This is a genomic window from Subsaxibacter sp. CAU 1640 (assembly GCF_023156585.1).
GTDB lineage: Bacteria > Bacteroidota > Bacteroidia > Flavobacteriales > Flavobacteriaceae > JBPOFM01.
Genome location: NZ_JALNMI010000006.1, coordinates 87,028 through 108,120 on the forward strand (window position 1 = coordinate 87,028; position 21,093 = coordinate 108,120).

Annotated in this window: 21 protein-coding genes; 6 read left to right on the forward strand and 15 right to left on the reverse strand. The window is 39.5% G+C overall.

Annotated elements, in window-relative coordinates:
- Positions 1 to 81: 81 nt before the first annotated feature.
- Positions 82 to 6,144, reverse strand: coding sequence for an alpha-2-macroglobulin family protein (locus tag M0G43_RS15110; protein WP_248027884.1), 6,063 nt, complete (start codon positions 6,142 to 6,144; stop codon positions 82 to 84).
- A gap of 199 nt (positions 6,145 to 6,343) precedes the next feature.
- On the opposite strand from M0G43_RS15110, the gene M0G43_RS15115 reads away from it, so the two are divergent.
- On the forward strand, positions 6,344 to 7,297 hold the full coding sequence (locus M0G43_RS15115) for a tetratricopeptide repeat protein (RefSeq protein WP_248027887.1): 954 nt from the start codon (positions 6,344 to 6,346) through the stop codon (positions 7,295 to 7,297).
- A 91-nt stretch (positions 7,298 to 7,388) separates the two neighbouring features.
- Positions 7,389 to 8,744 (forward strand): UDP-N-acetylmuramate--L-alanine ligase, encoded by a 1,356-nt coding sequence (locus M0G43_RS15120; RefSeq protein ID WP_248027889.1) that lies wholly within the window; start codon positions 7,389 to 7,391, stop codon positions 8,742 to 8,744.
- Between the two features lie 48 nt (positions 8,745 to 8,792).
- On the opposite strand, the gene M0G43_RS15125 is transcribed toward M0G43_RS15120, so the two are convergent.
- The 3 genes from M0G43_RS15125 to M0G43_RS15135 form a co-directional block, all read right to left on the reverse strand.
- Positions 8,793 to 9,137, reverse strand: a complete 345-nt coding sequence (locus M0G43_RS15125; RefSeq protein ID WP_317231462.1) for a glyoxalase — start codon at positions 9,135 to 9,137, stop codon at positions 8,793 to 8,795.
- 81 nt (positions 9,138 to 9,218) lie between these two features.
- On the reverse strand, positions 9,219 to 9,947 hold the full coding sequence (locus tag M0G43_RS15130) for a phosphatase PAP2 family protein (protein ID WP_248027893.1): 729 nt from the start codon (positions 9,945 to 9,947) through the stop codon (positions 9,219 to 9,221).
- 77 nt (positions 9,948 to 10,024) lie between these two features.
- Positions 10,025 to 10,480, reverse strand: coding sequence for a hypothetical protein (locus tag M0G43_RS15135; protein WP_248027895.1), 456 nt, complete (start codon positions 10,478 to 10,480; stop codon positions 10,025 to 10,027).
- Between the two features lie 178 nt (positions 10,481 to 10,658).
- Here M0G43_RS15135 and M0G43_RS15140 point away from each other — a divergent pair, with 178 nt between their 5' ends.
- Positions 10,659 to 11,372, forward strand: coding sequence for a hypothetical protein (locus tag M0G43_RS15140; protein ID WP_248027897.1), 714 nt, complete (start codon positions 10,659 to 10,661; stop codon positions 11,370 to 11,372).
- Positions 11,373 to 11,495: 123 nt separating this feature from the next.
- Here M0G43_RS15140 and M0G43_RS15145 read toward each other — a convergent pair whose 3' ends face one another.
- The 5 genes from M0G43_RS15145 to M0G43_RS15165 all read right to left on the reverse strand — a co-directional run bounded on the left by M0G43_RS15145 (position 11,496) and on the right by M0G43_RS15165 (position 14,277).
- Positions 11,496 to 11,834, reverse strand: a complete 339-nt coding sequence (locus M0G43_RS15145) for a hypothetical protein (protein WP_248027898.1) — start codon at positions 11,832 to 11,834, stop codon at positions 11,496 to 11,498.
- A gap of 2 nt (positions 11,835 to 11,836) precedes the next feature.
- On the reverse strand, positions 11,837 to 12,280 hold the full coding sequence (locus tag M0G43_RS15150) for a VOC family protein (protein ID WP_248027900.1): 444 nt from the start codon (positions 12,278 to 12,280) through the stop codon (positions 11,837 to 11,839).
- A gap of 60 nt (positions 12,281 to 12,340) precedes the next feature.
- On the reverse strand, positions 12,341 to 12,751 hold the full coding sequence (locus tag M0G43_RS15155) for a hypothetical protein (RefSeq protein ID WP_248027902.1): 411 nt from the start codon (positions 12,749 to 12,751) through the stop codon (positions 12,341 to 12,343).
- Positions 12,752 to 12,874: 123 nt separating this feature from the next.
- Positions 12,875 to 13,381 (reverse strand): hypothetical protein, encoded by a 507-nt coding sequence (locus tag M0G43_RS15160; RefSeq protein WP_248027904.1) that lies wholly within the window; start codon positions 13,379 to 13,381, stop codon positions 12,875 to 12,877.
- A 113-nt stretch (positions 13,382 to 13,494) separates the two neighbouring features.
- Positions 13,495 to 14,277: a DUF6090 family protein gene (locus tag M0G43_RS15165; RefSeq protein ID WP_248027905.1), complete on the reverse strand. Its 783-nt coding sequence runs from the start codon at positions 14,275 to 14,277 to the stop codon at positions 13,495 to 13,497.
- Positions 14,278 to 14,688: 411 nt separating this feature from the next.
- On the opposite strand from M0G43_RS15165, the gene M0G43_RS15170 reads away from it, so the two are divergent.
- Positions 14,689 to 15,330, forward strand: a complete 642-nt coding sequence (locus M0G43_RS15170) for a DUF6266 family protein (RefSeq protein WP_262917188.1) — start codon at positions 14,689 to 14,691, stop codon at positions 15,328 to 15,330.
- Between the two features lie 133 nt (positions 15,331 to 15,463).
- On the opposite strand, the gene M0G43_RS15175 is transcribed toward M0G43_RS15170, so the two are convergent.
- Entirely contained in the window at positions 15,464 to 15,748 is a 285-nt protein-coding gene (locus tag M0G43_RS15175) for a helix-turn-helix domain-containing protein (RefSeq protein WP_248027907.1), read from the reverse strand.
- A 297-nt stretch (positions 15,749 to 16,045) separates the two neighbouring features.
- Between M0G43_RS15175 and M0G43_RS15180 the strand changes: the two genes are divergently transcribed.
- On the forward strand, positions 16,046 to 17,476 hold the full coding sequence (locus tag M0G43_RS15180) for a hypothetical protein (protein ID WP_248027909.1): 1,431 nt from the start codon (positions 16,046 to 16,048) through the stop codon (positions 17,474 to 17,476).
- 110 nt (positions 17,477 to 17,586) lie between these two features.
- Here M0G43_RS15180 and M0G43_RS15185 read toward each other — a convergent pair whose 3' ends face one another.
- The 5 genes from M0G43_RS15185 to M0G43_RS15205 all read right to left on the reverse strand — a co-directional run bounded on the left by M0G43_RS15185 (position 17,587) and on the right by M0G43_RS15205 (position 20,310).
- Positions 17,587 to 18,474, reverse strand: a complete 888-nt coding sequence (locus M0G43_RS15185) for a dienelactone hydrolase family protein (RefSeq protein ID WP_248027911.1) — start codon at positions 18,472 to 18,474, stop codon at positions 17,587 to 17,589.
- Positions 18,475 to 18,530: 56 nt separating this feature from the next.
- Positions 18,531 to 18,899 (reverse strand): DMT family protein, encoded by a 369-nt coding sequence (locus M0G43_RS15190; protein WP_248027913.1) that lies wholly within the window; start codon positions 18,897 to 18,899, stop codon positions 18,531 to 18,533.
- A 26-nt stretch (positions 18,900 to 18,925) separates the two neighbouring features.
- Complete coding sequence (locus tag M0G43_RS15195) at positions 18,926 to 19,135, reverse strand: putative signal transducing protein (protein ID WP_248027916.1); 210 nt, start codon at positions 19,133 to 19,135, stop codon at positions 18,926 to 18,928.
- 13 nt (positions 19,136 to 19,148) lie between these two features.
- Entirely contained in the window at positions 19,149 to 19,742 is a 594-nt protein-coding gene (locus M0G43_RS15200; RefSeq protein ID WP_248027918.1) for an FMN-binding negative transcriptional regulator, read from the reverse strand.
- A gap of 115 nt (positions 19,743 to 19,857) precedes the next feature.
- Positions 19,858 to 20,310: a DUF1569 domain-containing protein gene (locus M0G43_RS15205; protein ID WP_248027920.1), complete on the reverse strand. Its 453-nt coding sequence runs from the start codon at positions 20,308 to 20,310 to the stop codon at positions 19,858 to 19,860.
- A 54-nt stretch (positions 20,311 to 20,364) separates the two neighbouring features.
- Here M0G43_RS15205 and radC point away from each other — a divergent pair, with 54 nt between their 5' ends.
- Positions 20,365 to 21,063 (forward strand): RadC family protein, encoded by a 699-nt coding sequence (radC, locus tag M0G43_RS15210; protein WP_248028123.1) that lies wholly within the window; start codon positions 20,365 to 20,367, stop codon positions 21,061 to 21,063.
- Positions 21,064 to 21,093 lie beyond the last annotated feature (30 nt).

Genomic DNA, 21,093 nt, shown 5'->3' on the forward strand with positions numbered 1-21,093 from the left:
CCTGTAAGCTCAAATACCTACAGGTCTTTTATTTTTGAATTTACCAGTATGAATTACTGATTTCTGCCAACTGATTACTGATCACTGACCACTATCTACAGAAACCCTCACACCTTCACTATGACTACTGAATTCTGGAGCATACATACTTTGAATGGTGGTGATGCCATTGCTCATATTTCCGGCATTGTTGACACGCACATCATATTCAAAAACGTAAGTGCCTTTTGGTAAGTAGTCGAAAAAGAAATTAGTGGCAGCATCTTTGGTGCTTTCATAATAACCCAAACCATCTTGGTATTTGTATTGCGATAGCACGTTCACCGGCTCAAAGCCCGCAGCACGCATATCTTTCATATGTAAAAACTCCATATCTCTATTGCTTCTTAACTCGATACGAACACGAACCAAATCGCCTACATTGAGTTTCGTACTTGAAGTGATTTCAGAAATTTGCTCACCACGATCAGTATTGGTTTTTAAGAATAACTTTTTCTTCAGACTCAATGGCGTTTCTGCAGTGGTAATCTTATCCAAATCTTCAAAATACTGCCAATACAACGCGCCCCAAGCAATGCCTTCACCTTTCTTGGTCATTTGCACTGTTGACATTTCAGGTTTGACTTCGCTGCCATTCCATGCAGTTTTAAAATAGCCTGTGCCAGCTTCGACCTTGACGTTTTCAAGTTGGCGCGGTTCAATCGTTTCACCACCCACCAATATTTCCACGGCATCCGTGACACTTAACCAATCACTACCTTGCAATAACAAAGCATACACAGCTTCTGTGGTTGATTTTGTGGTGCTCCAACTGTTGGTTTGCTTGTGTTTCAATAACCATACTTTCAAGTTGTCAATGGTTTTGGTGTCGTTTTGAATTTCGCCAAAAGCTTCAATCATCAGCGCTTGCGTTTCAATAGGCGCTTGATACCAGAACCAAGAAGCCTTATTGTCTTTCCAGTACATACCTAATTCTTCATTGGTGATGCTGGTCTCTTTTAGCGACTTCAGAATTTTATCAGAAGTAGACTTGTCTTTTGCTCTGTGTGAAACCAGTGCCATTAAACCTTTGGCGTACAGCGAACGGCTCAACCAGTATTTCTGGATTTGCGTTTGGTAATAATCAACAATCGTTTGTACCTCTTTGCTTTTGGCAATCTCCGGGAAGAAACTGCGCATATACAAATAATGCAACTGCGTATAACTCAAATGGTCTTTAGACAGGTCGACATCTTTGTTATATTTCTTCAGGTCTTTGTATTCCTTAACGAATTCAGCATCAAGATAGTTGATGGCGTTTTGAATCATAGGTGAAGCGTCTTTCGAATCTACATTCAAATGCTTTAAATGTCCAAAACCAGTAATGATGTGTTGCGTAATATAACGATTCGATGGACCGCCTTCAAACCAAGGCCACGCACCATTGTTCATCTGATTGTTTTGAAGTTTACGCTTTGCCGAAGCCAATTCGTTGTTCATTTTATTTAAGTCGAATAGCAGCGCGATGCGTTTTTTCTGTTCCGTTTCACTTTGTGCATCACGAAGCCAAGGTGTTTCTTGTATAAGGATGTTTTTCAGCTCTTCGTTCTTTTCAAGATTTGAAAGCAAGGCATCTGTATTTCGCCACTGATTGAAAACTTCTTGAATCCTCGGATTGCTATTCGCAATATGACTTGCCAATGCATTCGCATAATAACGAGAAAAGGTTTGCTCGTTGCAATCGTATGGATATTCCATCAAATATGGCAAGGCTTGAACGGCATACCAAGCAGGATTAGACGTTATTTCCAACGTCAGTTTGTGGTTCTTTAAGGTGGATGAATTGTTGGTTTTCAACTTGTCCAAAGTGAAGGTTTTGGTTTCGTTGCTACGTATCCACATAGGCAAGGTCTCTGTTACCAACATTCGATTGCTTAACACTGGCAAAGCGTTTTGCTCACCATCACTGAAGTCGCCAGCCTTTGCCACCACTTTGTATTGCACGGCATTGACATTCTCTGGAATGTTGAGGTTCCAAGACACTTGAGTGTTGCCTTTAGCATCAACAGAAAAGGTCTCGACTGCGCTCGACTTGATAAGCGTCGCCGAAATATCATCACCTGTAAACGCATCCGTCAAAATCAACGTAGCAGAACCAGATAATGCGTTATCGGTAAGATTTGAAATCTTTGTGCTGATGGTAATTTGGTCGCCGTGACGTAAGAATCGAGGTGCATTTGGGATGACCATCAGTTCTTTTTGGGTAACCATTTCCATTGAGGTTGTGGCGCTTTCCAAGTTCTTGGTGTGTGCCAAGAGTTGCAATTTCCAAGACGTCAATGCTTCAGGTGTTGTAAAACTAAAACTGACATTACCTTCTGCATCAGTTTGCAATTGTGGAAAGAAAAATGACGTTTCGTTGAGGTTTTTACGGACGGCAATGTTGTCGAAAGATTCTTTTTCTTCTTTTTTAATTATTTCAGCCGTGATATTTCCTCCACTTTGTTCAGTTCTTGAATTAAAAACCAATGCTTTTTTGCTTTCTGTTCTGAAATCTTCATAACCTGCATCTAACTCTGCTTCTTCCACCATCATCACAGCATCAGCTTTTACTTGAACTCCACTTGGTGCATAAGCACGCCTGGTTTCATAAAGTAAACCATCATACCCAAAATAAAACCCAAACCAATTCAATTCATCATAATATTGTGATGGATAGCCTTTGTAATCAGAATTGTCAAAGTAGATACTGAAACTGTTGATGCCAAAGCTTCGGCCTGCATTGCGTCTAGAGTACGAATTGTAAATCGGTTGCACAAGAGGCGAAAAACTCCAATCGTGTGGTGTGAACTGATCCAATGATTTATCATACATACTTGCCAAGAGTTCAGCGCTGACTTTGTCGCCCTTCGGACCTTTGATTTTGAAGCTCCAAGTTTCTTCTGCACCTGGTTGCAATTTATCTCTAAAGGTGACAGTTTCAATTTGCAAATCTGTTTTTGGATAAGGAACACTAATATTAACCGTTCCCGAATCAAAGCTATTGAATGCGGCATAACTGTAATGCACGGAAAAACCACCCAAGTCTTCCTTGGCAACAGGAATGGCAATGGTCTTTTTATTATTGCTCAACGGGATAATAAAGGTTTTGACAATGCTGTGGTCTTTTTCAACATCAACCGTTACCGTCATATCTTCTGCGGAAGAACCAAAGGTCAGCAACACGTTTTCACCGATACTGTATGCGTTTTTATCAGTCGTCACACTAAACAATTGTTGGTCAGCAAGTGTTTTGTCATCATCGTCAAATAAGGTTGTAATCGCCTCTTCTTTAATCTCTTGACCGAATTTATCCTTGCTTTCCAACACAATCACATAGCGACCCGATTCCCACTTTTTGATGTTGCCCAATTCCAATTCTTTTGACTTGGAGGTGTCAAACGTGGTATCGAGTACCAACGTGCCTTTCTCCCAAGTGTTTGGGTTATGCTCATCATCATAAGCTTCGTGCGGAAACATTACCTTGAACTCCTCTTTGGTCATCGACCTAAAGTCTGGTGCTGCCCAAGGTCGAGGCCTCAAGACTGCTTGAGGCGCTTTGAGTTTGTAAATTTTAATGCTGCCAGTGGCTGGAACAAATTCACCATTAAGATTACGTGTATCAATGGAGAGTTTATGGTCTTTTTTGGTTTTATCCAGTTGCTCGGCAACGTTGATGGTTGCCAACAAGGTATGATAACCAACGTTGACAATGGTTGTGGCGCTTCTGGTTTCACCATTGATATCCGTAACGTCTGCTGTGACTTCATATTGAAATACAGGCAGGTTATTTTGATCCACACTTTCATCTGGAATGGCTTTAAAGATGATTTCGAACTCACCTTTTTCATTGGTAACACCTTCACCATAGGCGATTTCTTGCGGTTCACTGTTATACCAAGGGCGTCTCCAATAATACCACGAAGGATATTGCACTTGTCTACTCACACGATACACTACTTTTGCATCCGTTATATTGCTGCCAGCGTAGGCGAGCGCTGTTCCTTTAACGGTAATGGAATCATTGACTTTGAATGTTTCGGTAATAGGTTCAAACTTGGTTTCAAATTTCGGACGTTTGTATTCTTCCACCGAAAAATATGTGGCAGCAGTTACACCAGCAAAAAACTCAATGGTAAATTGTCCCGTTAATCCATCACTTGGTAAAATAAATTCACCAGCCACAGAACCAAATTCATTGGTCTTCACTTTCAATTCCTTAATGACTTCACGATTGACATTGTATAGTACCACTTTGCTATCCAAGTTGGGCGTTACCTGCGATTTCCCATTTTCTGTGCTCATCGCAATACCTTTAAAATACACCACTTGACCAGGTCGGTAAATGCTTCTGTCCGTGAACAAAAAGGCATTGTGCTGAACAGGTTTCTCTTGGTTGTTCTTGTAATATTGGGTCACATAATAGTCTTCAACATAAGCCACATCATCATTGTGATGAATCTCCATATCCAAATCAATCAGACGATTGGTATTCTTGGTAATAGTGAATTGCCCATTACTGTCTGTAGTTTTGGTTTCATTCGTAACGGGACCGTTGTATTTATTTTTATAAGATAGTTTGACGGTTGCCCCAGAAAGTGGTTTGCCGTTATTTCTATCAATGACTTGAAATATTTCTTTGGTGTTTTCAGAAGTGTTCACCAAAGCAATATTCGTCACCTGAATGGTTCTGTGAGCAAAGAAATTGGAATCACTATTAGGCTTGGAAGCCACGATGAGGTACGTTCCGTTTGATAATTTAGGAATAACAACTTCTATGGAATGATCTTGATAATCCGACTCGTTTTTGAGTGTACTTTGAAATTGTTTGGTAGCAGTCAACTTACTGATGAAAGCCCATTGTTCTTCCTTGCGATATATCTGTTTGAACTTATCTGATTGACTTCTGGAGAAGGCGTATATTTTGAACTGTAGCTGCTCCAGATTTTTATAGGTCACGTCCATCAACGCATTTTGCTGTATCGGAAGACGGTTTTCAGACAAAATGAGCAAGGACGGTTGAAGTATTTCCTGCTTTAAAACCTCACATTTTTGTGCGCCAAGGCTTTTGGGGAATTTAGCAATCACTGCATTGCAAAACTCCAAGGCTTCTTTTATTTTCCAACGATGTTCTTCATTGGTTTTAGGTTGATACGTTTCGCCTTGTTCGAAGTATAAAGATGCTATCTCAAAATCATACAATCCTGATACGGCATTGTCCTTGTATTGATTACTTGAATTTTTTAAGGTTTGAAGATAGACTTCATCTTTGTTAGTGACTGTGGTATTTGTTCTGACGAACTTCAATCGGTCGATATCCACATCTACCAAAGCATCGGTATTATTCTCTTTTAAATGAAAGGCAATCAGCTTTTGATACAATTTGAGCGCATTCAATTGTAATGAGGTAGAATCTTGAGAAGTGATGCTTAACTTAGTGAAAGCCTTAGCATCAGACAAATAATCAGCGTTGTCGATAATAAATTTATAAGCTGGCTTGGTAATGCTGTTTTCATCCGATTCATAAAACTCCAGGGCGTTGTGTGCCAACAGGTCATAAAGCGTTGGCCTAAAAGTTTTTGAGCCCTTTTGTTCCGTAAGAATGGCACTGTAGCTTTCTAATTTTGTTTGTTGCAACAGTGTTTCGCTTGCTAACGACTTCTGAAAATAGAGCTGTATTTCATCAAACAAGGTCTGCAAATCCCAAGTCTGAAAGTCGGTTGCATCCACTTTCGAAGCCGTGTTGGTGCGATTGTAAAACTTCCATCGGTTCTGTTGAAAATACTGCCAATACATCGTAGCCAGCATATTCTCCAGCACATTGGTAGTAGGGGCTTCACTGCTGGCAATAGCCTTTTTGAAATCATCCATCACTTTTAATTGCGCTTCCTCTTCAAGTGTCATCGCATATTTGCTTTGATAAATGAGCGTCTTTATTTGCTGTGGCGCATTCTTATCCTTCTTGGCTTGAACGGCTATTTGATTGACAATGTCCAATGCTGACTTTGGCAAACCATCATTTTCTAACTTTTCGACTTTTTCCCATAGGTCATTGTAATCTTTGGATTGAGCTTGTGAAGTGTGTGCAAATAATATAATCATTAGGGTGGATAAGAAATATTTCATTGTTTGACAGTGTTTGTTGATGTTCGTTTCATCAGTTCTCTGCAATATAAATGCCAATCTTTAGTTTTCACAAAGAGAATGAGCGAACCTGGGTTTTCAATGAGTGAAGGCAAGGTTTTTGTCATTAAAGGTTTTATATTTGATTCCTTAAAGTTAAATCAAATAAACCATTCTTGGTCCTTTTTTCGTACCTACTTATATGAAAGTATTGTTATTTTTTTTGCTAGTGCCTCTGATGCTTTTGGGACAGTCTGAATTGTCAGATGTTGAACGAATGCTTGAGCAAAAGCAATTCGCAAAGGCACAAACCACAATGGAATCTTATGTTAAAAACAATCCGAATGATTTAAAAGGGATTGAGCTTTTAGGAGATGCGTACGGTCAGCAACAGAAGTGGGACGATGCCATCACACAATACAAACGTTTGGTAGACGCCAATCCCAAATCAGCCAATTACCATTACAAATATGGTGGTGCTTTGGGGATGAAAGCGTTAAAAGTAAGCAAGCTAAAAGCGGTAGGGATGATTGGCGATATCAAAGACGCTTTTCATACGGCTGCAAACCTCGACCCCAAGCACATTGACGCGCGTTGGGCACTTGTGGAACTTTATATACAATTACCTGGCATTGTGGGTGGTAGTGTCGATAAAGCGTTGACTTATGCCAATGAACTCGAGAAGCTTTCTAAAGTAGATGGTTATTTGGCGAAAGGCTATATCTACGAATATGATGACGAACCAGAACTGGCAGAGAAATACTATAAAATGGCCATCACCGAAGGTGGCTCAATGACCTGTTATGAAAAGTTGACTAACTTCTATGAGAAGCAAAAGCAACCCGAAAAAGCCATTGCCAACATTCAAGCCAATCATGATGTGCACAAACGCAATGCGCTTCACTATCAAATAGGCAAAGTAGCTGCTGAATACAATGTGGAACTTGCTAAAGGCGAACAATGTTTGCACACCTATGTCAAAAACTATTCGGCTGCAGATGGCGTGCCAAAAGCTTGGGCTTATTATAGATTGGCCCAAATCTATAAACACAAACGCAACAAATCGGAGGCGTTGAAATATATTGACATTGCCATTGCGGAGCTTCCAGATATCAAACCGTTTAAGGAAGAGAAAACTGCCATATTGAAATTATAACCTTTGCTGCGCTTTGTTTTCAAATTCCTGTGGGTTTGCCCTTCAAACTTCCAAAGCAAAATCCTATATTTGAAGACTACAAAACAGGAGTATGAATGTACATTTTATAGCGATAGGAGGCAGTGCAATGCACAACCTCGCTTTGGCACTTCACAATAAAGGATATAGAGTTACAGGAAGTGATGATGAAATCTTCGAACCTTCAAAATCACGATTGAAAGCCAAAGGCTTATTGCCAGAACCTTACGGATGGTTTCCAGAGAAAATCCATACAATGCTGGACGCGGTAGTACTTGGTATGCACGCCAAGGCCGACAATCCAGAACTTGTGAAAGCACAAAGCCTAGGACTTAAAATCTATAGCTATCCAGAGTTTTTGTACGAACAATCCAAACACAAAACCCGTGTGGTGATTGGTGGCAGTCACGGTAAAACAACCATTACCTCTATGATTCTTCACGTAATGCACTATCACGATAAGGATGTCGATTATATGGTAGGTGCACAGCTGGAAGGTTTTGATGTAATGGTGAAATTGACTGAAGAGAATGACTTTATGGTCTTGGAAGGTGATGAGTATTTGAGTTCGCCGATTGATAGACGCCCGAAGTTTCACTTGTACCAACCCAATATTGCCTTATTGAGCGGCATTGCTTGGGACCATATTAATGTGTTTCCGACCTATGATAATTATGTTGAGCAATTCAAGATATTTGTGGATAGTATCGTAAAAGGCGGAAGCATCACTTACAATGCTGAAGATCCAGAAGTGGTGAGGGTCGTGGAAGCTTCAGAAAATACTATACGCAAACTGCCATACCATACACCAGATTATGCGGTGGAAGATGGCCAGACGCTTTTGGAAACGCCAGAAGGACCATTGCCTATTGAAGTCTTCGGTAAGCATAACCTGAACAATTTAGCAGGTGCCAAATGGATCTGTCAGCATATGGGCATTGATGAAGATGATTTCTACGAAGCCATTGCCACGTTTAAAGGTGCCAGCAAACGACTCGAAAAGATAGCCGAAAGTAGAAAAAGTGTGGCTTATAAAGATTTTGCGCATTCGCCAAGTAAAGTGGAAGCGACTACAAAGGCGGTCAAAGAACAGTACAGTGATCGTACCTTGGTAGCCTGTTTGGAACTGCACACCTACAGCAGTCTCAATGCCGAATTCTTAAAGGAATACAAAGGAGCTTTGGATGCAGCAGATGTAGCTGTGGTATTCTATTCACCGCATGCTGTTGAAATAAAGAAGTTGGAAGAAGTGACCCACGAACAGATTGCCTCTGCCTTTGAACGTGATGATTTGATGATTTATACTAATCCAGAAGCGTTTAAAGATTTTCTCTTTTCGCAAAACTTCGATAACAAAGCCTTATTGCTGATGAGTTCCGGTAATTACGGTGGATTGAACTTTGATGAGGTAAAGGAGTTGATTAAATAATGAATAGTTTTGTCTAACGTCTAACGTCTAACGTCTAACGTCTAAAGTCTAATCATTAAACTGCCCAAAATGCCACAGCACACCACTTGGGTCGTGTACAAAGCATTCACTGCCCCAATCGAGGTGAACGATAGGCTTTACTATCACGTTTCCATATTGTGAAGGCAAATCAAGAGCGATTAATTCTTTATAAAACTGTTCCACGTCTTCAACTTCCATAAAGACCATCGTATTATCTACCCAATCTTTCACATAATACGCTTGAAGGTAAAAAGACAACTTACCACTATGAAAGACTGAAAAGTCAGGGCCCAATACATTTTCCTTAAAGCCTAAATCTCTATAAAAACTTCTTGAAATATTAAAATTCTTACTGCCTATAAAAGGTCTCATAGACCTACCGTTGTGTTGCATCACATATGTGTTTAGATAATCAATCTAAAAATACAAAAAGAATCAATAATACTATAGAAATTAGGTGCGAGGGTCGCGGCGGAATACTTCAATCAAGTCAAACACCAAAATACAGAAAATAACCCAAATAAACCCAGCAATATAACCACCAGCAATGTCCGACGGAAAGTGAACTCCCAAATAAATACGACTGATGCCAATGCTAAATATCAAAATCATAAACAGTAATATCAAACCAGTCTTTAAGTATTTGTTTTTAACAAAACGATAGACCAAATAGGATAAAAACCCGTAGAACGCCATGGCCGCCATCGCGTGTCCACTAGGGTAACTTAAGGTTTCAACCACCACGAGATGTTCTATATCTGGGCGTGCGCGGTCTACAAAGCGCTTTAATACGACGTTTGATAAGCTGGCCAATGCCAATACCACAATGGATTGTATCATCAGTTTCCAACGGTTGAGGGCTTTAAAAAACACAAAACTGCACAGCACCAAAACAATGAGATAACCATACACATCACCCAAATGCGTTACGAAAGTTAAATATTCCGTAAGCATGGGAGATCGATAGGAAATCACATATTCTGTAATTTGAAAATCGTAATCAGCTAGGGCTTTGCTTTTGAGCGTATCCGTTAATTCAATGAAGAGGTTGATGCCACCTACTACCACTATCAATGCGATTACTACAGTGATGATATAGGGCAACTTGACATCATACTGATGAAATCTGCGGACTAACACCTCACGGAGTTTTCGTAATAATGCAATAAGCGCCTTTCTCATGAAATTGGGACTACGGAGTTTGAAGTGTTAAAGATAACGCATTTTAGTAATTGAGAAAACATGAGTCATTAGTGACACTATAATTCTTCTGGCTCCCCATGAACCACTGTAATTCCCAGCTCTCGCATCAAGCGTTGTTTTTTTGCATGTAACTCCCTTAAACGCAAGCCGTCTTCTATCTTCCAACCGATGTGACCTACAAAGCAAAAGATGGTATAAAGTGAGGCAATAATTAGTGCGGCTTCCCAATAAGTGGCCTCCATCAAGGTGAGGACGCTGGTGCCTTTGTATTCAAATCCACCAAGTCCCTGTGCAGGGATAGCAAGCGTGAGAATGGCTCCCAAAGCTACAACGCGCCATAGATTTTTGACAATAAAATTCTCATGCCGACGTATGGTGTCTATCTCTCTTAAGGTAGAGAGCAATGCTCGTTTTTTTATAATGCGTTGTTCGGAGTCCAAAGGTGTGTGGGTTATCAGTTTTATAAAGATGCAACATGTGTGGCGAATTTCCAAATTTTGTAGGTTGAGCATCTGAAGTAATTTGAATGCAAAAAGAGGATTAATTCTTACAATATTCAACCATATATCGAATAAAAGCACTTATAAACGATAAAAATATACTATTTTATTTGGAGCGAGTCGAATAATTTCGTACATATGTAGTACCTAATCTACTGATACCATGTGTAACAACGATTTTACCACCTACATGAAACGTCATCAACGTTCCAATCTATGTTTAAAATTGTATAAGGAACTTAAAGACAGCAATCGCTTGCATCCTATTCTGCAACAATTGAAAAACAGTGTTGAAGAAAAGAAAAAAGGGCAGAAAAGTTTCAGTCAGTGGAAAGAGCCCGTTTATGCCATGGAGTCCATAGTTTATAAAGGAGCAACGATTTATATTATTGTTCATAACAACAGTTCTTATGACATCGTGTTCAATACAACACCCATTGGTGACTCCAAAATGGAGTTCATTCAAATAGGGGATGATCTAAAAACTAAAACCATCATATACACCCAGCATGTTTTGGACCGCTATAATCAACGCATACACCGCAATTCTTTAAAAAGCAACATAGACATTTTGAAACATCTGTTGGTCAATAACCCTATAAAATCTCAATTTTCAATAGATGAGCGTACAAAGCGAAGTGTTGCAAAACTGAACGAAGGCTTTATATGGGGCGTACGTGATAAACGTCATCAGTGCATCGTCGTCACCACGTTTTACAACAACGCAGCTCGTAAAGACAAAAAAGAACAAAGGCTGGCGAGGACCATCTATGAAAAAATGACCGAGTTATCTAGCATTCAAATTGCGATGTACAACGCGTTGCGCAAACAATTGTTTGATAAGATAATTACCGAAGATGAATATGAGTGCTTGTTGATGCAGCATCGACTGCAAATTAATTAGCGTAAGGAAGCCTGCTTAAAGATTTTCGACGATCTGCTTCATAAAGAGCTTGTAAGAATTCTTAATCCGAACATCAGTAATTCTCCTTCTGTTGTTCGGAGTCCAGGACTTGACGGTTGTTTTTTATTTTCTACGAATCATATACTTATTAAATCCTCTGGTAGCGTTCATTTGTTGGTAAGATACACCAAGAGCAATCGCAACACCCAAGGTGCCAATAAGTCCAAAGAACATCCATAAGAACGCCGTCGCTACAATTGCAACGGCAACGCCTATCCACAATACCGTTTTGTTGGGTTCGGCTTTGATATCATTGACGTGTTTCTTTTGCATGGCACCGCAGTTTTGACAATTGACGGTGAACTCATCACCCTTTTCCATTTGTAAGTCGGGTCGGGTAGTAGCATTAGAAGCAATCTTAATGGTGCTTTTACAAGAATTGCAATGGGTGTAGAGCTGCATGGTTATGGATGGCCTTTATGATTCTTGTCAAAGTCTATCATCCACTCAATGCCATATTTGTCACGGAACATCCCAAAATAAGAACCCCAAGGGCTGTCACCAATAGGCATTTCAACCTTGCCACCTTTAGACAATCCATTAAACAATTGGTCTGCCTCTTCTTTGCTCTCGGCACTGATGGAGATCTTGCTACGGTTCTCATTTTCATTGACGGTGCCCATAAAAGTAGGCACATCACTTGCCATAAGAACATTATGCTTTCCGATGGGGAGGGCAATGTACATGATCTTGTTGCCTTCGCTTTCATCTATGGGATGATTGTCTTCATTGGCCATGTCTTTAAAACGAGCGACCTTGGCGAACTCGCCACCAAAAACGGACTTATAAAAGTTGAACGCCTCCTCGGCATTGCCGTTATAGTGGAGGTAAGGGTTTATTTGCGCCATATATTAATTATTAAAGATGATATAAAAAAACACGGATGTTTATCCGTGTTGTAATTTATATTAATGCCTAACCAAAGTTTCTTCAACGCCTTCATCATATTTCAAGATAAACTTGTCTAATTTACTTTCATCAATCTTACAGTCTTTTAGGACTTCATCAGCAATTAATTTCTTTACCAAAAGACTTTTACTGAAAATATAAGACTTTGATGTGAACGATTTGTCCTGTTCCACAAAAACTACCTTTGTATATAAGCCACCGTTTTGTCCTACGCCTGTTCTGATGAACTTGAGTATAAAGGTATTGCTATTGTCTAGGGTGTTGTATTCCACATTGGTGGCACTGCTGTCGTAATTAAGACATTCTACATCATCTACAGTGACCACGCCTTTTTTAAATTTGATCTTTTGAGCATTCACAGTTGCCATAGCGCCCATAAACAATAGCGCCAGTAAAAGTGTTTTTTTCATTTTAGAGTGTTTTGTTATCAATGTTAGTATTACAATGATACTAATAAATCGCGGTACTGAAGGTTTGTTGTTAAAAAGTTTTAGGTGCTAAATGAGTTTGTTTGTATGCATCAATGCCAGTTTTTAATAATTAGCATCCATCCACTGCTGTGCTTCCTTAATCACCAATGATTCTATAGTATCAAGAGTGGCACCTTCATAATAAAACTGAACACCATTCAATTGTTTTTGAACATAGTCATCTTCCAGATCCTTCCAAGCATGGTGCAATCTGTAAAACACAAAGCAATCGGTTAGGTCACTATTCATAGAGATTTGATACAGACTTTTGAGATGTTTACGTATGTTTTGCTTCTGGATAATTTTAGTGACATGATAGAGCACCAAACTATCGTAAGGGTCATTTACTTCAGTTTCGCTAATTCCTAAATCTTTTAAAGCTTGCGACACCAGGTCTTGCATATGCTCTTTGTCAACAGGCTTGCTATAGCCAGCTATCATTGCTAGGCTTATACTGTTATGACCATTCATCAATAAACTGACAGCCCAATCAATAACCAAGTTATATTCAAAATCCACAATACGCTTATGGTTTTTTAAATAGTTGTAAAAGTCATTGTTATAGGTCATTTACGGTTAATATAATTATTCGACTTGAAAGTTTTATTCAGCAAAACTTAATCCGCCGACCCGAGCATAGCATCTGGCAAAGCAAATTGCGGTTATACATTGTTGGCATTTCGTTATTTTTTCTCAAGTTCTTTATTAACTATATCAATAATTTTCAAAATTTCTTTTCTAATAGAATAATCTTGCGAAATAACATAATCATTATTGTGTTTGTGATGCCAAATTACATTTTCCATTTTCATAAGATTGATTTCATTGTAATCTGGTTTAAAATTTGAATAGGATTTATAGTTATTAATATATTTCTCATTTAAGCCATTAATGTTTTTCTTATATATGTCTCCGTTTGATAGAGGAAAATATTCTGTAAGAAACGGTATAAGACTTTCATTATAATTTACAAACCTAAATTCAACGTCTTCTTCGATGTCATTCAGTTTTCCAGTCCACCCTGTAATTCTATCACGAATTATTTTACTTTTTATAAGTTCAAGTTTTCCTGAATTTAAAATTTCATCTGTAACACCAGTATTTGCATCAAATGATGAAACGAGTAACATTCGCAGAATAAGGCTGTCGACAATTTTTGTTTTTTCCTCCAATTCATCAGAACGGATAATTTGAGTAAGTAATGCGCAGGCTTGACTTACATTTTTATTTGCTTGTATTGTGCTGTCAATTGTTATAAGATTATTTTGAAATTCGCTTTTTAATCCAATTAAGATTGCTCTTTCAGAATTGCTTGCTTTTTTATTTTCATTCCAGTTGTTGATTTGTAATGCAATCAAAATTCCAATTACCACAAGAATTATTTCTCCAATCGCATAAATCAGGTACTTACTGAATTTGTTTTCAGCGAGAAGGTTTTGCCTAATTTTTCTAAAGAATTTTATCATTGGTTAGCGGTTGGTTATAATGATGCACAACTTGTTATATCTGCACTAAAATAATGTTTTTTACCTCTTATTGGCGGGATATCTGCACTTTTATTGGCTCTTTTCCCTTTTTTGTTATTGGCCCATTTACTTGCTAAAAACCTTAAATCTCCACACATTGTCTACCCATCACCCCACCATCCTTCGGTAAACGACCCATCTAAACCATATACACCCAACCCTTACCCGAACAACACCCGAACAAAACTGCAACAAAACCCCCTAAAAATCGCTCAAAAGGGACAATAGGTGACAATTAGGGACAATTAGGGACAAAAAGGGGCAGTTAGGGACACTCTCTTGCGCATTGAAAAACAGTCGTCTACATTCGCTGAAAATCAAAAAAATATTAACTTTTTAAATCTTAAAATTATGGCAACATTTGAAAAAGGGATCCTTGGAGGATTTTCAGGCAAAGTAGGTAATGTGGTAGGTGCACGCTGGCGTGGCAAAGACATCATGCGCAGCTTGCCACAGCGTGGCAGCTATGTGCCTACACCGGCACAGCTAGACCAGCGCATGCGTTTTGCGCTGGTGGCACACTTTCTGTATTGGCTAAAACCCATTGTGGGCAAATACTTTGGCAAAAAACAGGGTGACAAATCGGTGTATAACTTGGCTACGGGCTATCATCTCAAAGAGGCCATCACTGTGGTGAACAATACCTATGAGATGGATTATGAAAAGGTGCTCATCAGCAAGGGCGAACTGCGTGGTCTGGTAGACGTTACTGCTACGGCTGCTGCTGACCAGGTGATACAACTGGCATGGACAGACAATAGTGGGCAAGGCTATGCCTCTGAAGAAGACCAACTGTGGGTGGCTACCTATGCGCCAGATACTGATTTGTACCAACTGTTTGAAGACGCTGCCAAACGCAATGATAGGGGTGCCGACCTGCAGATGCCTGCCTATTTTTCGGGTCAGGTGGTGCATGTTTGGGCCACATTTATTGCCAGTAATGGCAAGGATGCTGCCACCAGTAGCTATCTGGGTGTAGTGACCGTTAGTTAAAAGAGACCGCTTGGGTTTCCGTAAAAAGAGACCGCTCCTCCATAGGCTTTTTAAGCTGGGAGGAGCGGTTTTTTTGTTGCTGGTTAGCGTGGCTTTGTTAGTGCCGTGTGTTTCTACTACAAATGTATGGTGGCTAGATTTTTCGCCAATAATCGCTTTGCACCTTGGCAAGCATCAACTCATTGGTGAGTTTTAAAGGATGTAGAATGACGCCGCCCATTTTATAGAACGGTAGGCATCCTTTTTTGCGCAGACGTTTAACGGTGCGCTCATCCACTCCTAAAAACTTCATGATTTCGGCAGTGTTGATCCAGATTTCAATACCATCTGTAGAAGAACTGAATTGATTTTGAGAAACGTTGGCATGGGAGACCGCGCCTTTAGGCGCCACTAAAAAAGTTTTAGCGTTTGTTTTCATTTAAAATCAATGTTTATTGGTTATTAACCCAAAGATAGAGAAGCCGTAGAATCTATAACTGCTGTAAAAACAAGTTATGAGCAATGTTTTGAACAGTTATGTAGTAGTATTCTGAATATTTTATGTAGCCAACAGCACTTTTAAATTGGTGATGTTTGACTTTTAAATTGAATGTTGATTTTTAATAGGAATGCTTAACATAAATTCGATAGATTTATAGTATTCATACCATTAGAGCTGTAGGATGATGTAACATTTAGAAAGAATACGGTACTTATCTTATAGACACAATACACCATGACCATCAATCGACGCTTTCATACCACCAAGCTAGATTTAAGTGCCATCAGCAAAGAGCGGTGGATACTTGCCGTTGTCATTGGATTGGCATATGCCTTTATGATTTACGCATTCATTTACGTGCTTATCGAAGGGCTGCGCCGTATGTCTTTTGTGATGCAAAATGATCCGCTCATCATAAGTGATGCTAACCGTTCGCTGTATAATCTGTTCTTTGCAGGTCTTTCATTGATTTTTGGCAATAGCATTGCCATAAACTACATTTTTAGTACATCATACAGTTCTTTCTTTAAGCCAAACAGATACAGACATCGTATTTTAAATGACCAGTCATTTCTTAATGGTGGATTTGTACATTGGTTTCTTCGTATGGCTCTAACTTTTGGTGTGTTTTCAATAGGTATGATGGATTTTGAATATTTACCTTATTTGTTTCCTGTTGGTATACTGATATTACTGGTGCTCTATTTAAATGGTTGGATGTCATTATTGAGAATATTGAGCAAGAAAAAATACATCTATCTTTTATTGCATTTTGTTGCTATGTGTGTGTTAAGCTTTGGTCTTTCTAAAATAAATATTGTAGATTATAAAGCCTTGGATGCGGGGATGCTAGAAGCAAACCCGATTATTGATGTGCCATCTTCATCATTTTATATAGAAGAGAAATCTCGTTCAGATCTATACTTGTATTATAAATTACGATTGGATAAAAATGGGGAATTGGAAATTATCAGTGAAGATTATAAGCATTATAAGATAGATGATATGTTTAATGTCATACAATCTGAATTGCAAAGCAGAAGGGAAGAATTAAGATCCTATCACATTGCAGGTATCATTGCCGACAGGCATTTACCAATGAAACATATTATTGAGTTTCAAAATATGGTTTGCAGAGGTGGTATTAATAAATATACATACGTTATCAATGATGGTGACAATGTTGCTATGCGCTTTGATTATAATGGCATAGAAGTAAGAGGATGTTTACCCTATTATTGTAATGATTTGATGGTGATGACATCACCCGTTTATGTACCTGAAGACATCGGTTTAGAACAACTAAACTTTGTGAATGAAAGATATCAAGGCTTTGATAGGCTGGTTTTCTCCATTGGTGAAACCATTACCATTGATGATGTGGCTATACCAAATGATATGTTGGCACGAAAGTTTAAAAACACCATCAATGACCATACGCTGTTTGTTTATAGCTATACAGATGCTACCGAATACCAAAATTATATAAAGGTGCTCTCTGCACACTTTGAAGCCACTTATAGTTTAAGAGAAGCTAATGAAACCATCAAAATAAATGGGAGCCTATATGACTTTGATGCGGAAACAAGGAAAAAGTATGAAGCGCAACAAGATTCTTTAAAAGAATTGTTTCCCATCATAAAGCTAGATAGCATTCGAAGGTAAAATACTTCTTTGAGATGATATAAAATACAAAAGACCAAAGAGGCCAGTCTTTGGTCTTTAGTTCACTTTCAACAGGTGGCTTTTTAAATCTGCTGTCGGTTGTTATCTTCTTATTTCAACTTCTCCTTAAAAAACGCCACTGTACGCTCCCAAGCCAAGTCTGCGGCTGGTTTGTCATAACGCGGTGTTGTGGTGTTATGGAATCCGTGGTTGACACCAGGGTAAAAATGAACGGTGTATGCCTTATCGTGTTCTTTTAAAGCGGCTTCGTAAGCAGGCCAACCTTCATTGACGCGTGTGTCGAGTTCTGCATAGTGTATAAGCAACGGCGCTTGTATCTGTTTGGTTTCTTCGGCTGTGGGCTGCCCGCCATAGAAAGGTACTGCCGCTTTTAGGTCTGGCACACGCACGGCCATCATATTGGATATCCATCCGCCAAAACAAAAGCCTACCACGCCGATGTTGCCATTACAACTAGGGTGCTTTTTAAGATAATCAAAAGCAGCAATAAAATCTTCGAGCATCTCGTTACGGTCGCGCTGGCGTTGCAGTTCACGGCCTTCGTCGTCATTGCCAGGATAGCCGCCCAACGGCGTTAAAGCATCGGGAGCAATGCTGATAAACCCAGCCAAAGCAGCCTGTCTGCCCACGTCTTCTATATACGGATTCAATCCTCTGTTTTCATGTACCACAATGACGCCAGGCAGTTGTGCTTTTATGTTGTCGGGTGTCGATAGCAAGGCTTTGATAGTACCACCACCTTTTGGAGACTCGTAATTGACATAATCAGATGCCACACGTGGGTCGTCCTTGGGCACCAATAGCGTGGTGACATAATCGGGCGACATAAAGCTCAAGAGCGAGCCTACGGTGAGTCCGCCCACGGCATAGAGCGACAGCTTTTCTACAAACTGCCGACGGGTGAGCTTGTTATGGGCATAATCGTCATAAAGGTCAAACACTTCCTGGCTGATGTCTTCTTTTTTGATGGGTTTCATGGCTTGAGAATTTAATGTTCTACAAGTTATGAAATATTGAAGTGCAGAACAATAGTCTATTTCTTAAACATAAAATACACCGCCAAAACCAAAAAGATAAAAGAAATGATATGGTTGGTGCGGAAGGTTTCTGTTTTAAAGACCAATAAGGTAAAAACCGCAAAGACCGACAGGGTAATGACTTCCTGTAACACTTTAAGCTGAATAAGGGTAAATGGTCCGCCATTGCCCTTAAAGCCCATCTTATTGGCAGGCACTTGAAAGATATATTCAAACAAGGCAATTCCCCAACTGATAAGGATGATGGCAAGCAGTCCAAGCTTGCTGAACCATTTCCATTCACTGAACTTTAGGTGCCCATACCAGGCAATGGTCATAAAGATATTGCTCAATACCAATAGACCGATGGTTGCAAAGGCTTTCATCGTTAAGACGTGCTACAACCTGACTATTAGTACTTCAATGATTTTAAAATGGCCAATGCTTCTGCTTCGTCTTTAGCATCTACATAAATCTGTATCTCATCAAAGAGACCGATATAAGCCGAATCAGTTTTATCAACTTCATGATAGTCGATACCAGCTTCTGTAAGTGCATTTTTAAAACCCATGGCCTGAACTTGTGAGGTGCCATGATATACATTTTTTTTATCGTCTTCCATAGTATGTGTGTGTTTATATAGTAAATACGCTATCCAAAAATCTTTGGATGCTTTCTTGATTGGCTCGTATCAGTTCTGCACGAGCGTTGCGAATATCTTTTGGATTTTTATCCTGTGATAGTTTGAATTTGCCTTCCCAGTGGCTTATGGTTATTTCAAAACCCTTGATGTAATCGATAAGGGCATGCATACGTGGGTGGTCTAAGGGCAACTGAAATTTGTGGGTTGGAGCTTCCAAATGTTCGGTCATGCTTACAATCGACTGTTTTACTGCCATGGGGTCGTCTATAGCCTGTACGGTGCCTTTAAGGTGTACCTTTACATAATTCCATGTGGGCAGTTGCGTAGTGCTGTAAATACTTGGTGAAATATAGCACTGTGGCCCTGAAAAAATAACGGTCACCTTGTGGCCATTAGCCATAAGTGCGGCCTGTGGATTGTTGATGTCGATGTGACCTATCAATTTATTGTTGGCATAAATCAATGGTAAATGCGTCACCAAGGGCTCATCATCCTTCACCGAAATGACCGCGGCAAGCGGGTACGTTTTAATGACTTCTATAAGATGGTCTCTATGATCGTCTTGATGATGTGGTGGTGGATACATATTCAATCAATGATTTACAATGAACAACAAAAACATAAGTGGTGATTAGAAATTGGACGTCATTATGCGTAATCTATCATTAACCATTAATTGGTAATTGTTCATTCTTCCTTGTTTAAACTCCAAACTGTCTTAAGTGATGGTCGAGGTGTTTGTATTGCATTTTGCCCCATTGGTCGGTAGTAAACTCTCCAAAGAACGGATGCTTGGGCCAATGCAGGTTGAGGTCTTTTTTCTGAAACTCGTTGATGCATTCGATAAGGCCTTCTTTTTCCTTTTGAAACGTATCAAATTCGACCACTTTAAAGTCCTTTACTGTGGGAATATTTTGTTTCCAAGGCTTATCATTATACATTTCAGATTTGTAAAATCTGAATATCAACCGCATAAAAGCATTGGGACTTTCAGTAAGCGTCATTCTACCATTGGCGACCTTTAAAGGGCGTTGGCTATGGTTAAGCATCTCGGCCACATTCATTTTGCCCCAAAGCGGCTGCTTGTGCTCGTCTAGTTGATCGAGACGTTTTAAAACCTCTTCATGAGTATCAGAATCAAACAAAGATTTCATAATATTGCTATTAATAGTTTTGGTTCTGAAATTTACAATATTTATAGTTATCATATGTCAGAAAAAATGCCTTCTTTTTCCATCAAACATTGGTCGGAAGATGACCGTCCGCGGGAAAAGTTACTCAACAAAGGCAAGGATGCCTTGAGCGATGCCGAATTGGTAGCCATACTCATTGGGTCTGGCAGCCGTAATGAAAGTGCGGTAGATTTGTGCAAACGTATTCTGGCAAGCACCAATAACAATTTGAGCAGTCTAGGCAAGCTTTCCATTAAACAGTTGATGGACTTTAAGGGCATAGGCGAAGCAAAGGCAATCACCATTGTCGCCGCGATGGAATTAGGTAGGAGAAGACGAGGAGAGGAGGCGCTACAGTTGCATAAAATAGACTCGAGTCAGTCGGTATTTGAGCTCATGCAGCCCATCATTGGCGAACTGCCTCATGAAGAATTCTGGATTGTCTATTTGAACAATTCAAACAAAGTCATTTTGAAAAGCCAATTGAGCAAGGGTGGCATCACAGGGACTTTGGTAGATGTGCGCTTGGTAATGAAAACTGCCATTGAAGTGGGTGCCACGGGATTGATTCTGGCACATAATCATCCATCAGGAACCTTAAAACCTAGTGAAGCCGATAAGCAAATCACAAAAAAGCTAAAAACGGCATCAGAAAGTTTGGACATCAAAGTGTTGGACCACCTCATTGTGACAGAAAAGGCTTATTTTAGCTTTGCAGATGAAGGCTTGTTATGATGAAATTAAACTGTCACATCAATAGATAGA